Below are 12,933 nucleotides of genomic sequence, written 5' to 3'. Positions count from 1 at the left end.
CATTAATTTGATATATATAATGTGCAAAACCTATTGCAAGATTTCATTAAATGCTTGCTTAAAAGAATTATTGAACTAGTATTTTATAATTAAAAATAAAATTCTTGTACTTATCCTTGTCAAAGAAGGATGATTGAATACATATAATTTTAAGTCATCTTAAGATTTTTCAGTTCTTTATATTCAGATATAATAAATTTAGGCAAATCATACATTTAATAATACATATATTTAAAACCCATACTTTTCTTCTCGCTTTTTAAAGGCTTCACGACCGCCTTCCAAAATTTCAGTAACGTTCTCTCTTATTCCCATGCTAAATAAAACCCCTGATTCTACATTTTCATTTTTATTTGCATAGGTATTCTCTAAAGCCCCATTCACATATTCAAAACGAAAAGATTTGTTTTCCCGATTTTTATCTTGTCCATTTTGATTAGCAATAATAACATTTTCACTATCTGCTCCAACTACAATATTTGGATTGTGCGTTACAATGATTATTTGTCTATTTTCTTTTCTTTTTCTAATAAATTGAACTAAATCTGTGTAGATGGACCTATTGTCAAGGTTGTCTTCTGGCTGATCAATTAAAATAGGGCAATTAGACTCACTAAGTTCTATAAGAAGCTTTAAAAGGGCAAGGTTAGCTTTGCCGGGAGACATATTCGCTATTTCATCGTTTCCAATACTCAATTCCCAATAATCAAAAAACTCGTCTTTAAATAAAGCCTTTACACTGTCTTTGGCTTCCTTATATTTTCGATAGGTAACTTTTCCTTCAAGAATCAAATCAAGAATCTTCTTTATTTCATTAAGATGCTCATCAAAATTGACATCGGGAAGGTAGTTATTATCCCTATCAGATAGCAAATTAAACTCACGGAGTTCGTTCGACTTTTGATTAAAGAAATCTGAAAAATTATTTTTGAAGCGATTATAGTAGAATTTAATTGAACCTACCAGTTTTATGTCATTGATTGAAGTAGCTCTTTTATTTAATGGATGTGTATGTCAATCAGTAAGTTATATTTTTAGCTAGATAAAAAACACCATTGCTATCAAGAGTATCTGTTAAACGTATTTTTCCATCAAGACTTCTTAATTTCAACTGGGTAGTGACACGAACCAACTCATTCTTTTCTTTCTTAAGTTTAGATTTTAGATATTTCCAGTAGTTCCGAACCTTATTGTAGTCGTCTTGTTCATTAAGAACAGCTATAATATCTAAAAACAGAAATTCACCATTTGTTATTCTCTTCGTCCCAAACAGCATAAACTTCAAGTTCATTAAAAAAACGAATGGATATTTTAGTATTGCCGTTCTTCACAGAATTATTTTAACTTAGTTATGTATTATCAATAATTCATATTATTTTTTTTACAAAATCTCTGGCTTTTTGCAAATTAGAATCATTGTACAAGTCTTTTTTTAAAACTTCATTTACCCACTTAGGGCCATGATTTCCAATTGATTTATCAAAATTCTCTAATTCTCCAACCTCAACAATAAATAATCCTTTTTCTTCAAACTTTTCTTTAATTTTATTATAAAATGTTGTTGGGTCTCCATTAGGTATATAAGAAATTCCATTATTTTTTGCTTCAGACCATGGAGATGCCTTTTTTAATATACTTTGTATATTATTAGAAATTTCCTTAGGAAAAATTCTATCTGTAGCCAAATCTAATTGAGATATAATTTCTTTTTTAACATCTTCTGTTAACAATTCTGGTCTTTTTTCATCAATTTTATCCTTAACAATCTTCCAATCATTCTTAATAGCCTCCCAATTTCCTCCTAAACTTAAAAATATATCTTTTAAAGGGGTCTCATTGTTTAAAACATCAAAATCTGAAATTACTACAGTAGGAACATTCAATTGTTGCAGTGATTTTACAACAACCGGAATCCTATGTTTTCCACCACAATGAATAAATAATAAATCTGGACTTGGAATACTTTCATTATCAGTAATTGAACTTAGAATTGCAGAATAAAATCTACAATCAGAATCACTTTCGCAAATAACTACTTTTTTGTGAAATAATCCACTTAATATATTAGAATGTCTCAATATCGAATCACTCCAAATTTCTTTTATGTTGGAATTCTCTAAATGATTTATATAATTAATATTTTGTACTCTGTTTATTCGTATAATTTTTAATCTCTCATGACCAGAATCTAATAATCCTTGTAAAAAATCTTCACTATGGGTAGATAAGAATAATTGTTTATGTGAAGGCAAATTATTAGATAACATTTTCCCCAATAATTTTGCCTGAGGAGGATGTAAAAAAGCTTCTGGTTCATCTATAAACAAAATATTCTGTGTTGCTATAAAAGAGTGTAAAAGAACTCCAACAAAACTTCTCATACCATCTCCTTGTTCATGTAATAAATCCAACTTCTCTAATTTTTCTATATAGGACGTTGACACTCTATCTTCTCCTTGGTTTAAAATAGGTTTTTCTCCAATATACAAAGGAATGATGTTACCCGCAACTCTGTGAACTATCAGTTCTTTATTAAATGCGGATTTAAAATAATCTGAAAATTCAGCTTCAATAGTATCATCTCTATATAAAAAATGTATAGGATGCGTATATGGGTTTTTAATAAAATCTATATTATCTGGAGGATTAGATGCTACCAATCTATCCTCAGTACCAATAAAATTAGCAAATACACTCCTTAAAAAATTTAACTCATCAGATGAGCGTAAAGCAAAGTCTAATGAATGTTCATTAAAACTATATCCGTAACCTTTATAATTATTAAAGCTACTTTTTTCTATTATAGAATTTTCAGTTATATATTTTTTAATTTCATCATCAGGTCTATTTTTCTTTACTCTTACTTCCTTAATAATTTTAGTTGGATTTTTTATATTCTCCAGCTTACTATACATTTCTTTTAGTGAAGCGCTTTTACCAGAATTATTGGCACCTACAAAAACTATTATATCATTATAGTTAAGATCTATATTTGTGCTATCGTTGAATTGAATATTATCAATAAAAAAATAGGGTGTAAATGAATCCATAAATTTCTCTAAATTCTAATAAAAAATAAGTGTTTTTTCTTTCTACCCTCTCCCTTTCAAAACCTCTTCCAAAAGTCTAACTTTTTCCTTTTCGGTTTCCAATAGTTTTTCGTAAAGTTCTACTATTTTATCTACTGTATTAAAGGTTGGATAATTTTGATTAGCAACAGCATTATCTTTAAAATCAGTAAATGTATTAGCAACTATATTTATAGAAGTGCTTTCCCCTATCTCCGTAATGGCTTCCACCGGAATCTCCAAAGCTTTGGCTAGTTTTTCCAAAACCTCCTGTTCTAGTTTGTCTTTCTTTTCATAGCCCGAGAGGGTAGCCTGCGAAACTCCAATTTTTTCTGCTAAAACCTCTTGGTTAATATTTCTCCACTCTCTCCAGCGTCTTAGGTTTGGTCCGTGGTTGGTTCCTTTTATAGTAGTTGCTTCCATCCGTTTATTGTGTATATTATTTACTGTATTTACAAAATTAGCAAAATAAATCCATGTGATATTTAATTTCTTTAGCTAATAATATATTATGGAAGTGGGTTGATATATTATTCTTGTATATAATAAACTATAAGTAGTATTTAAAGAATAATTTCCCCAAGTATTGTTCTTTTGTATCAGTCATCATACAAAATTTATAAATGAATGAAAAAATATACACGAAGATTAAAAATTTATACCCACTATTCTCCCGGGAAATATAAAAAAGATTGTAAAGTTCCTTATATACGGTTGCGTGGGAAATGGCTGGAGCAAGCCGGTTTTCATGTGGGGGAACCTATACTGGTTGTGGTGAATAAACAAAAACTTGTAATACTGTTTAGGGGATAATATAAATAATAGGGGAGAGTGTAATAAACAAGAAAATCGCAGTAATGCAATTACTGCGATCTTTTTTGTTGTAAATATTTTCTTTACAAATATTATTATTTTACTTCTTCAAAGTCAACATCTTCTACATTGTCATTTCCTTGTTGGTTGGCTCCTGCATTTGGGTTAGCCCCTCCTTGTTGTGCACCGGCGCCTGCGTCTGCATTTTGTCCAGCTTTGTATAAATCTTCAGAAGCGGCTGTCCAAGCAGTATTTAATTTCTCCATAGAAGTTTCAATAGCTGGTACGTCTTTCGCTTCATGTGCTTTTTTTAGTTCCGCTAAGGCATCTTCTATCGGTTGTTTTTTGTCTGCCGGTAATTTTTCACCAAACTCTTTCAATTGTTTTTCAGTTTGGAAGATTAAAGAATCTGCAGCATTTACTTTTTCAACCTCTTCTTTACGTTTTTTGTCTGCTTCTGCATTGGCTTCTGCTTCTTTCTTCATTTTTTCAATTTCTGCTTCGCTTAAACCAGAAGAAGCTTGTATTTTAATAGATTGCTCTTTACCTGTACCTTTGTCTTTTGCAGAAACACTTAGTATACCATTGGCATCGATATCAAAAGTTACTTCAATTTGTGGAACCCCTCTAGGAGCAGGTGGAATATCTACCAAATCAAATTTACCAATCTCTTTATTATCGTTAAACATAGGTCTTTCTCCTTGTCCTACTCTTATGGTTACCGCAGGTTGGTTATCTGCCGCTGTGGAGAATGTTTCTGATTTTTTAGTAGGTATAGTAGTATTTGCTTCGATCAATTTCGTAAACACCCCTCCGTAAGTTTCAATACCTAAAGAAAGTGGAGTAACATCTAATAACAATACATCTTTTACATCACCGGTTAATACCCCTCCTTGTATAGCTGCACCTACTGCAACCACCTCGTCTGGGTTCACCCCTTTCGATGGTTTTTTGCCAAAGAATTTTTCTACTTCTTCTTGAATTACTGGAATACGTGTAGAACCTCCTACTAATAATACTTCATCAATATCAGAAGTTTTTAATCCAGCATCTTCCAAGGCTTTTTTACAAGGCTCCATAGATCTTTTAACTAAATCCGCAGCTAATTGCTCAAATTTAGCTCTACTCAAAGTTTTTACTAAGTGTTTAGGTCCTGAAGCAGTAGCCGTAATGTATGGTAAATTAACTTCGGTTTGTGTAGAAGAAGACAATTCAATTTTAGCTTTTTCAGCAGCTTCTTTCAATCTTTGAAGTGCAATAGGATCAGCTTTTAAATCTACCCCTTCTGCAGATTTAAATTCATCGGCTAACCAGTTAATGATTACATCGTCAAAATCATCTCCTCCTAAGTGGGTGTCTCCGTTGGTAGAAAGTACTTCAAATACCCCATCTCCTAAATCTAAGATAGAAATATCAAAAGTTCCACCCCCTAAATCGTAAACTGCAACTTTTTGGTCTTTGTGAGATTTATCTAAGCCATAAGCCAAAGCCGCAGCGGTAGGTTCATTTATAATTCTTTCTACTTTTAAACCAGCAATTTCTCCAGCTTCTTTAGTTGCCTGTCTTTGAGCATCGTTAAAGTAGGCAGGTACTGTAATTACAGCTCTATCTACAGTTTCTCCAAGAAAATCTTCAGCTGTTTTTTTCATTTTTTGAAGAATCATTGCAGAAATTTCTTGTGGAGTGTAAAGTCTACCATTAATATCTACTCTTGGGGTATCCCCATCCCCTTTAACCACTTTGTAAGGTACACGTGAAACCTCATTTTCATCGGATGAAAATTTAGTACCCATAAATCTTTTAATAGAATATATGGTATTGTGAGGGTTGGTAACTGCTTGTCTTTTTGCAGGATCCCCAACTTTAATTTCTCCATCTTCCATAAAAGCTACCACAGAAGGAGTAGTTCTTTTACCTTCAGCATTGGTAATTACTGTTGGGTCGCTTCCTTCCATTACAGCCACACATGAATTGGTTGTCCCTAAATCTATGCCTATAATCTTACTCATATCTAAATTTTTTTATATTTTCTATTGTTTAATTAATAATTTTAACTAAATATTTTTTTTCAATGATTATGCCATGTAATAAAATGATTGGTTATTGTCATAATTTTAAGTAAATCATGCCATAATGTCATAATTCAAAAATATAAAATAAGTTACCTTTTTAATAAAGGAATGGTAAATGATCTAAGGGTTTAATTACTCTTGAGTTATTGTCTTTTTAATTAGTTTTTTATTAATGTAAACTAAATTTCTAATAAGCAGTTGAAGATTGAGGTTGGCTGTAGCAGGGGTCATAATTTTTTGAATACGATCTACACTTTTGATTTGTGAGTGTAGTTTATAATAACCGTAGCCTTTTAATAATCCTTTTTCTAGATATAGAAAAGAGTGTTCGTTTTTATTTCTACCGATCCCTAACAGGAGTAGTTTGTCTTCTTTTAAAAAATAATTATTTTTTGAAGTCTCTGTATAAGTATAATTTTCTAAAAATGATTCTGCTTCTTCAACTGTTGAAAAAGCGAGCCAAGCACTCTTTTTATTTTTATGAGTAATTGAAGTTATTGTAAATTGATCTTCTTTTATAAAAATTCCTTGTAAAAAAGGATAGTTTTCCTTAATAGCTCTAAATTTAGGAAGAATTGCAATCTCCTCATTGAGCGCCTTTATTTCAGCTATAACAGCACTGCCGGTGAGTTCATAAGTTATAGATACAGTTTGTTTAAGTATTATTTTAGATTTTCTTTGGTTGTGCGTTAATATTAAACGAGCTTTTATAGCTATATTCCTACTTGAAGCTATGTATATAATAGTTCCATTGACATCGAGAAGATAAAAGACGCCGGGCAATTGTGGTAAATTTTCAAGTAACTTATTAATTTTATTATTTTCTTCCTTTTTAATTGAGGTTTCTTCCTGAATAAAAGAAGTAATAATATTTTTGTTTATATCTTTAGATAATAATAATTGAAATAGCTGAACGGTTGCTCTAGCATCTCCATGCGCCCGATGTCTATCACTAACAGGGATTCCTAATTCTGAACATAAATTGCCTAGAGAGTAGGAAGGCATATTGGGAATTAGTTTCTTTGAAAGGTTAACCGTATCTAAAGTTAATCTTTGATAATTGTAACCCAGTCGTTTAAATTCATTTTTTATAACTCTATAATCGAAATTTGCATTATGAGCAACAATAATAGCATTTTCAGTAATTTCTATAAGCCTCTTCGCTAACTCATAAAATTTGGGTGCTGCTAAAACCATTTTAGAGGTAATACCTGTAAGTTTTTGTACATAAAAATGGATTTTTCTTTCAGGATTCACCATTGAAATAAAAGTATCCGTTACCTTTTCACCATTAAATCTATAAACCGCAATTTCAATGATTCCTTCTTCATTAAATTTTCCACCGGTGGTTTCAATATCTAAGATGGCATAATCCATTGGATAACTATTATTCTTAACTTTTATCTTTTTCTACTAGATCTTCTTTTATTGACACCTAAAGCATTAAACAAGGCTTTCGATCCTTCTCTAACAATGGTTCTTCCCATATCTCTTACAAAAGCAGAATTTAAAATTGTGGAAAATAAAGAGGTATCCTTCGTTGATTTTTTTTGATCGGGAGTTGTTTTTTTCGTTGAGACATCCGATTGTTCTTTTGGGGTAGAATTATTGTTGCTTGATTCCGATAATATTTCAAAAGCTCCTTTCGTTTCCAAGTTTTGTTCATATTTTTTGACTAAATACGAATCGTTAACGATCTCCTCAATTTCTGTTTCAGTTAAAATATTCATTCTGGAACTTGGAGAAATCATAAATGTATCTGCCAGTGGAGTAGGGATTCCCTTTTCATCTAAAGAAGTTATAAAGGCTTCACCAATTCCCAATTGTTGAATTAATTCATTGGCTTTATAATAGCTAGAAGAAGGATAATTTTCCACAGCCTTATCAATCTCTTTTTTATCTTTAGCCGTGAATCCTCTTAAAGCGTGTTGAATTTTCAACCCCAATTGACTTAGTATACCCTCAGGAACATCCCCAGGCACTTGTGTACAAAAATATAAACCTACTCCTTTTGAACGAATCAATTTAACCATGGTTTCAATTTGATTGATTAATACTTTAGAAGCTTCATTGAAAATCAAATGAGCCTCATCAATAAATATGGCAAGTTTGGGTTTATCTTGGTCGCCTATTTCAGGGAATTTTTGATAAATTTCTGTAAGTAGGCTTAACATAAAGGTGGAAAAAAATAATGGATTATTTTGTATATCTGTTAAGCGAATGATATTGATTACCCCTAAATTATCTTTAAATTTAAGTAGATCGTTAGGATCAAAACTAGGTTCTCCAAAAAAGCAGGAAGCACCTTGTTGTTCTAAGGTTACTATGCTTCTAAGAATAGCTCCTAAAGAACTAGAAGCAATTGATCCATAATGGGTGACCAAATCTTTTTTACCTTCCTCATTATCCGTAACATATTGCAAAACTTTTCTTAAGTCAGAAAGATTTATTAAAGGGAGATTTTTATCTTCACAATATTTAAAAATTATAGATATAATGCTCGTCTGAGTATCGTTTAGCCCTAATATTTTACTTAATAAAATAGGTCCAAATTCCTTTACTGTGGCACGAAGCCGAACTCCTTTTTCCTTGGAGATTGTTAGTAATTCCACAGGAAAGCCTTGTGCGTTATAGGTAAGTTCAAGACTCTTATAACGTTCCAGAATTTTAGCATTGGAATGATCACCAGGTTTTGCTAAACCACTTAAATCCCCTTTGATATCCATTAATAAAGTTGGAACACCATTAAGAGAGAGTTGCTCTGAAAGTGTTTGTAAAGATTTGGTTTTTCCCGTTCCTGTAGCTCCGGCAATTAAACCGTGACGGTTAATCATTTTTAAAGGAACTCCTATCTCTACATCTGTCATCACCTCTCTATCTAGCATAGCCTTGCCTAAGACTATTTTTTCTCCTTTAAAAGTGTAACGAGTACTTAGTTCTTTAATAAATTGTTCTTTCATAAGACGGATTAAAAAAATATAAGCGGTAAAGTTAAAAATTTTATTTCTCCATGTGTTATAGAGATTGTAAAAGATTAGTTTATACAATTTTTTTTTATCAAAATAGTTAATACCTCTAAGAGGTTGTATATTAAAAAACTTTATTATTATTTTGCCTTAAATATTTAAAAGGAAAGAATGAAAATTAATATCATCAATAAGTCTAAACATAAATTACCAGAATATAAAACGGCATTGGCTGCAGGTATGGATCTGAGAGCAAATTTAGATGAGCCTATAACTTTACGTTCTTTGGAAAGAAAAATTATTCCTACGGGTTTATACTTAGAGATTCCCCCAGGGTATGAAGGACAAATACGTGCGCGTAGCGGTTTAGCTCTAAAGCACGGGATAGGGTGTCCTAATTCTCCCGGAACGATTGATGCCGATTATAGAGGAGAATTAGGAGTAATTTTAGTCAATTGGTCTAAGGATGATTTTGTTATAAATGATGGAGATAGAGTTGCCCAATTGGTTATTTCTAAGCATGAAACCGTTGAATGGGTTGAGGTTAGTGAACTAAACAATACTTCTAGAGGTAATGGAGGCTATGGAAGTTCAGGCATAAATTAAACATATTAAAAGTTAAAATATATATTATAATTAATCATAAAAATACCATGAAAATAATTGTACCTATGGCGGGAAAAGGTTCACGCTTACGTCCGCATACATTAACAGTACCTAAACCATTAATTCCTATTGCTGGAAAACCAATTGTACAACGTTTAGTTGAAGATATTGCTAAGGTTGTGAATGAAAAGATTGATGAAATAGCTTTTATCATTGGAGATTTTGGTCAAGATGTTGAAAATAAATTAATTAAGGCTGCTGAAAACCTTGGAGCAAAAGCTTCTATTTATTATCAATTAGAGCCTTGTGGAACAGCACACGCAATACATTGCGCTAAGAATAGTATGTCTGGACCTGTAATCATAGCCTTTGCAGATACACTTTTTAGAGCAGATTTTCAACTGGATAAATACTCCGATGGAGTTATATGGGTGAAAAAAGTGGAAAACCCAAGTGCTTTTGGAGTAGTAAAACTTGATGCTTATGGGGTTATTCAGTCAATTGTGGAGAAACCTAAAGAATTTATCTCTGATTTAGCCATTATAGGAATATATTATTTTAAAGAGGCAGAGAAGTTAATGAATGAAATTGATTACCTTATAGATAATAATATTAAATCTGGAGGAGAATACCAATTAACAGATGCCTTAGATAATTTGAAAACAAAGGGAGCAAAGTTTACTTTAGGCAAAGTAGACGATTGGATGGATTGTGGAAATAAAGATGCAACTGTTGAAACGAATTCTAAGATATTAGATTATGAAAAAGACAATGCGATTGAATATCCAGCAAGTGCTGAGATTAAAAACAGCTTAATTATTCCGCCCTGCTATATTGGGGAAAATGTAAAAATTACTAACTCAAAAATAGGTCCTTATGTTTCACTAGGCAATGGTACTAAAATTGATAGTAGTAATATTGAAAATTCTTTAATACAAGAAAATACTCTTATCACTCATGGGAACTTAAACAATTCTATGATAGGAAGTTCAGCAAAATACTTTGGAGTAGCAAGCGCTTTAAGTTTAGGTGATTTTAGTGTTTTAGAAACAAAATAACCTAAATGAAATATATAATCTATTTTGCATTATTAACTATTCTTTTTTCTTGTAATACCCAAAAAGTTAGTACTGAACAAACGAATAAAATCAATTTTGAGAGTGTTAATGAAAAAAGGGTATTTGACAATATCAATAGTTCATTGGAATTTAAGAATTTAAAAATTAAAGCCAATGCAAATATAAAAGTAGGAGAAACAAGTTATCCTTCTGTTTCATTGGTTTTATATTTAGATAAATATAAAGAAATTTGGGGAAATGCATCTTTAATATTGCCTTTAGCAAGAGTTAGTATTACCCCTGAAGCATTTAAGCTGTATGAAAAAATAGGAAAGAGTTATATTGATACAGATTTTAAATATATTAATAGTTTATTAAATGTAGATTTTTTAGATTATTCAAGTATAGAAAATTTATTAACAGGTAAAATATTTTTAACAATAACTCCTAAGGATTATAAATTTTCAATTGAAAAAAACCAATTTATACTACAATCAATAAAAGATATTCGAGTAGGTGAGGGGAAAAACATTCGTAATTACAAAGTGAAAATTTCATTGGATTCCAACTACAACTTAAAAGAAGTTAAAATGGAAGATAAAAAATACAATTCTTTAATTGAAGTTAGTTACGGTGAATATTTACTCTTTGAAAATTTGAAATTCCCAAAGAATATTAAAATTATCTTAAAAGACCAAAAAGAAGCTTCTATTACTTTAGAATATAATAAATTTGAATCCGTTAAAATGGAAACTCCATTTGATATACCTAAAGGATATACCCAAAGAAAAATAAACTAATGAGTATAAAGTCATATTTTACACTTTTCACAGCTGTATTTTTAGGCTGTATAACCTATGCACAACAGCCTTATAAGAAAGAAAATCTTCAGAAAGAAAGTGCTAAGCTAAGACAAGAAATTGTAGAATTAAATAAAGCTTTATCAATCAGTAAAAATCAATCTCAAAGCTCATTAATTTATATAACTAATTTAAATAAAAAATTAGCAGCAAGAGAAGCTTTAATAAATAACACGAAAAAAGAGTCTAAAGTTTTAGATGATGAAATCTATCTTAATCAATTAGCTATAAACAAATTAAGAAGAGAACTAAAAGATTTAAGGGAGGATTATGCTGAAGTATTAATAAGGTCTTATAAAAACAGATCAGTGCAAAATAAGGTACTTTTTATTTTATCATCCAATGATATTTCCCAGGCCTTTCGAAGAATAAAATATTTACAAAAATATTCTGAATATCAAAATGAAAAAGTAGCTGAAATTGAAGCCAAGCAAGAAGCTATACTTAAAACAATTGAATTAAGAGAAAAAGCCAAAAAAGATAAAATTAACATTCTTGCTCAGCAACAAGCGCAAATAAAAGAAATAAACAAAGACAAGAAAGAAAAAGAAGCGGCTGTTGAACTTTACAATAAGCAGCAAGGAGATTTGTTAACAAAAATTAAGGAAAAACAAACGCAACGAAATGCTTTAGATAGACAAGTACAGGCGATTATTACAGAAGAAATGCGTATTGCTAAAGCTAAAGAAGCAGAGGAAAGAAGAAAAGCGGAATTGGCTGAACTAGCAAGAAGAAAAACCATTGAGGAAGAAAGAGCGAGAAAGGCTAGGGAAGCAGAGTTAGCAGCAAAAAAATTAGCAGAAGAAAAAGCAGCTGCAGCAAGAAAAGCAGCTGCAGAAGCTTTAGCAGCGAAGCAGGCAGCTGAAAAAGAAGCCAATGAAAAAGCCAGAATCGAAGCAGAAAAAATTAGAGTAGCAAGAGAGAAGGCAGCAGAAAAAGCAGCAGCAGAAAAAGTGGCTGCTGATAAACTTGCTGCTGAGAAAGCAGTGAAAGCTAAAGAGGCTGAAAAGATTGCTGATGATAAACGTGCTTCCTTAGGGATTACAAAAACACCCATAACTAATACAGAAACTTTATCTAAAAATTTTGAAGCAAATAAAGGCAGATTGCCTTGGCCAGCTATAGGTACAGTAGTTGCTACTTTTGGGACTTCTCCGCACCCGACTATGCAAAATATAAAAGTTGACCATAAAGGGGTTGAAATAGCAACTTCACCCGGAAGTTTAGCTAAATCTGTATTTGAAGGAACGGTAAGCAAAGTATTTGCAGTTCCTGGAGGAGGTAAAGCTGTTCTAGTAAACCATGGGAACTATTTTACTTTATATGCAAATTTATCAACGGCTATTGTTTCAGCGGGCGATAAGGTTAAAATAGGCCAGCCTCTAGGGAAAATTTATACTGATGATGCAAATAATACATTATTAGATTTCCAAATTTGGCAGGGACAAGTTCCAGTAAATCCAGCCAATTGGATTTCAGGAATGTAGAAT

At 31.3% G+C, this 12,933-nt stretch carries 12 protein-coding genes; 5 read left to right on the top strand and 7 right to left on the bottom strand.

The genetic code is table 11. From position 1 onward, the window contains the following. Nucleotides 1-231 precede the first annotated feature (231 nt). From ETU08_RS07070 to ETU08_RS07055, 4 genes are all read right to left on the bottom strand, one after another. Nucleotides 232-954 carry a P-loop NTPase family protein gene (locus tag ETU08_RS07070; RefSeq protein WP_260391072.1) on the bottom strand — a complete coding sequence of 241 codons (723 nt, stop codon included), beginning with the start codon at nucleotides 952-954 and terminating at the stop codon, nucleotides 232-234. Nucleotides 955-1,018: 64 nt separating this feature from the next. Further along, nucleotides 1,019-1,276, bottom strand: a complete 258-nt coding sequence (locus ETU08_RS07065) for a hypothetical protein (protein WP_221410544.1) — start codon at nucleotides 1,274-1,276, stop codon at nucleotides 1,019-1,021. Nucleotides 1,277-1,367: 91 nt separating this feature from the next. Further along, nucleotides 1,368-3,050, bottom strand: a complete 1,683-nt coding sequence (locus tag ETU08_RS07060) for an ATP-dependent nuclease (protein WP_146262328.1) — start codon at nucleotides 3,048-3,050, stop codon at nucleotides 1,368-1,370. Between the two features lie 42 nt (nucleotides 3,051-3,092). Continuing rightward, entirely contained in the window at nucleotides 3,093-3,491 is a 399-nt protein-coding gene (locus ETU08_RS07055; RefSeq protein WP_146262327.1) for a helix-turn-helix domain-containing protein, read from the bottom strand. 204 nt (nucleotides 3,492-3,695) lie between these two features. Between ETU08_RS07055 and ETU08_RS07050 the strand changes: the two genes are divergently transcribed. Beyond that, nucleotides 3,696-3,881: a SymE family type I addiction module toxin gene (locus tag ETU08_RS07050; protein WP_146262326.1), complete on the top strand. Its 186-nt coding sequence runs from the start codon at nucleotides 3,696-3,698 to the stop codon at nucleotides 3,879-3,881. 95 nt (nucleotides 3,882-3,976) lie between these two features. Here ETU08_RS07050 and dnaK read toward each other — a convergent pair whose 3' ends face one another. From dnaK to ETU08_RS07035, 3 genes are all read right to left on the bottom strand, one after another. After that, complete coding sequence (gene dnaK, locus ETU08_RS07045; protein ID WP_146262325.1) at nucleotides 3,977-5,890, bottom strand: molecular chaperone DnaK; 1,914 nt, start codon at nucleotides 5,888-5,890, stop codon at nucleotides 3,977-3,979. A gap of 195 nt (nucleotides 5,891-6,085) precedes the next feature. Next, entirely contained in the window at nucleotides 6,086-7,330 is a 1,245-nt protein-coding gene (locus tag ETU08_RS07040; protein ID WP_146262324.1) for an exonuclease domain-containing protein, read from the bottom strand. Between the two features lie 23 nt (nucleotides 7,331-7,353). After that, nucleotides 7,354-8,913, bottom strand: coding sequence for a helicase HerA-like domain-containing protein (locus ETU08_RS07035; protein ID WP_146262323.1), 1,560 nt, complete (start codon nucleotides 8,911-8,913; stop codon nucleotides 7,354-7,356). Between the two features lie 177 nt (nucleotides 8,914-9,090). Here ETU08_RS07035 and dut point away from each other — a divergent pair, with 177 nt between their 5' ends. From dut to ETU08_RS07015, 4 genes are read left to right on the top strand one after another with little or no spacing between them, the layout of a single operon-like run. Further along, nucleotides 9,091-9,525: a dUTP diphosphatase gene (gene dut / locus ETU08_RS07030; protein WP_146262322.1), complete on the top strand. Its 435-nt coding sequence runs from the start codon at nucleotides 9,091-9,093 to the stop codon at nucleotides 9,523-9,525. A 47-nt stretch (nucleotides 9,526-9,572) separates the two neighbouring features. After that, nucleotides 9,573-10,583: a sugar phosphate nucleotidyltransferase gene (locus ETU08_RS07025; RefSeq protein ID WP_146262321.1), complete on the top strand. Its 1,011-nt coding sequence runs from the start codon at nucleotides 9,573-9,575 to the stop codon at nucleotides 10,581-10,583. Nucleotides 10,584-10,588: 5 nt separating this feature from the next. Further along, nucleotides 10,589-11,383 (top strand): lipoprotein insertase outer membrane protein LolB1, encoded by a 795-nt coding sequence (locus tag ETU08_RS07020; protein ID WP_146262320.1) that lies wholly within the window; start codon nucleotides 10,589-10,591, stop codon nucleotides 11,381-11,383. After that, nucleotides 11,383-12,930 carry a peptidoglycan DD-metalloendopeptidase family protein gene (locus tag ETU08_RS07015; RefSeq protein ID WP_146262319.1) on the top strand — a complete coding sequence of 516 codons (1,548 nt, stop codon included), beginning with the start codon at nucleotides 11,383-11,385 and terminating at the stop codon, nucleotides 12,928-12,930. Before ETU08_RS07020 ends, ETU08_RS07015 begins: the two co-directional genes overlap by 1 nt. Nucleotides 12,931-12,933: the final 3 nt, after the last annotated feature.

This window comes from Apibacter muscae (assembly GCF_007845635.1).
In the GTDB taxonomy this organism is placed as follows: domain Bacteria; phylum Bacteroidota; class Bacteroidia; order Flavobacteriales; family Weeksellaceae; genus Apibacter; species Apibacter muscae.
The sequence above is the reverse complement of the archived record's forward strand: the minus strand, read 5'-3'. Positions and strand labels throughout refer to the sequence as shown.

Coding starts and splice junctions, on each gene's coding strand:
- ETU08_RS07065 (WP_221410544.1), bottom strand. CDS start 1,276: ATGCTGTTTGGGACGAAGAGAATAACAAATGGTGAATTTCTGTTTTTA.
- ETU08_RS07060 (WP_146262328.1), bottom strand. CDS start 3,050: ATGGATTCATTTACACCCTATTTTTTTATTGATAATATTCAATTCAAC.
- ETU08_RS07055 (WP_146262327.1), bottom strand. CDS start 3,491: ATGGAAGCAACTACTATAAAAGGAACCAACCACGGACCAAACCTAAGA.
- ETU08_RS07050 (WP_146262326.1), top strand. CDS start 3,696: ATGAAAAAATATACACGAAGATTAAAAATTTATACCCACTATTCTCCC.
- dnaK (WP_146262325.1), bottom strand. CDS start 5,890: ATGAGTAAGATTATAGGCATAGATTTAGGGACAACCAATTCATGTGTG.
- ETU08_RS07040 (WP_146262324.1), bottom strand. CDS start 7,330: ATGGATTATGCCATCTTAGATATTGAAACCACCGGTGGAAAATTTAAT.
- ETU08_RS07035 (WP_146262323.1), bottom strand. CDS start 8,913: ATGAAAGAACAATTTATTAAAGAACTAAGTACTCGTTACACTTTTAAA.
- dut (WP_146262322.1), top strand. CDS start 9,091: ATGAAAATTAATATCATCAATAAGTCTAAACATAAATTACCAGAATAT.
- ETU08_RS07025 (WP_146262321.1), top strand. CDS start 9,573: ATGAAAATAATTGTACCTATGGCGGGAAAAGGTTCACGCTTACGTCCG.
- ETU08_RS07020 (WP_146262320.1), top strand. CDS start 10,589: ATGAAATATATAATCTATTTTGCATTATTAACTATTCTTTTTTCTTGT.
- ETU08_RS07015 (WP_146262319.1), top strand. CDS start 11,383: ATGAGTATAAAGTCATATTTTACACTTTTCACAGCTGTATTTTTAGGC.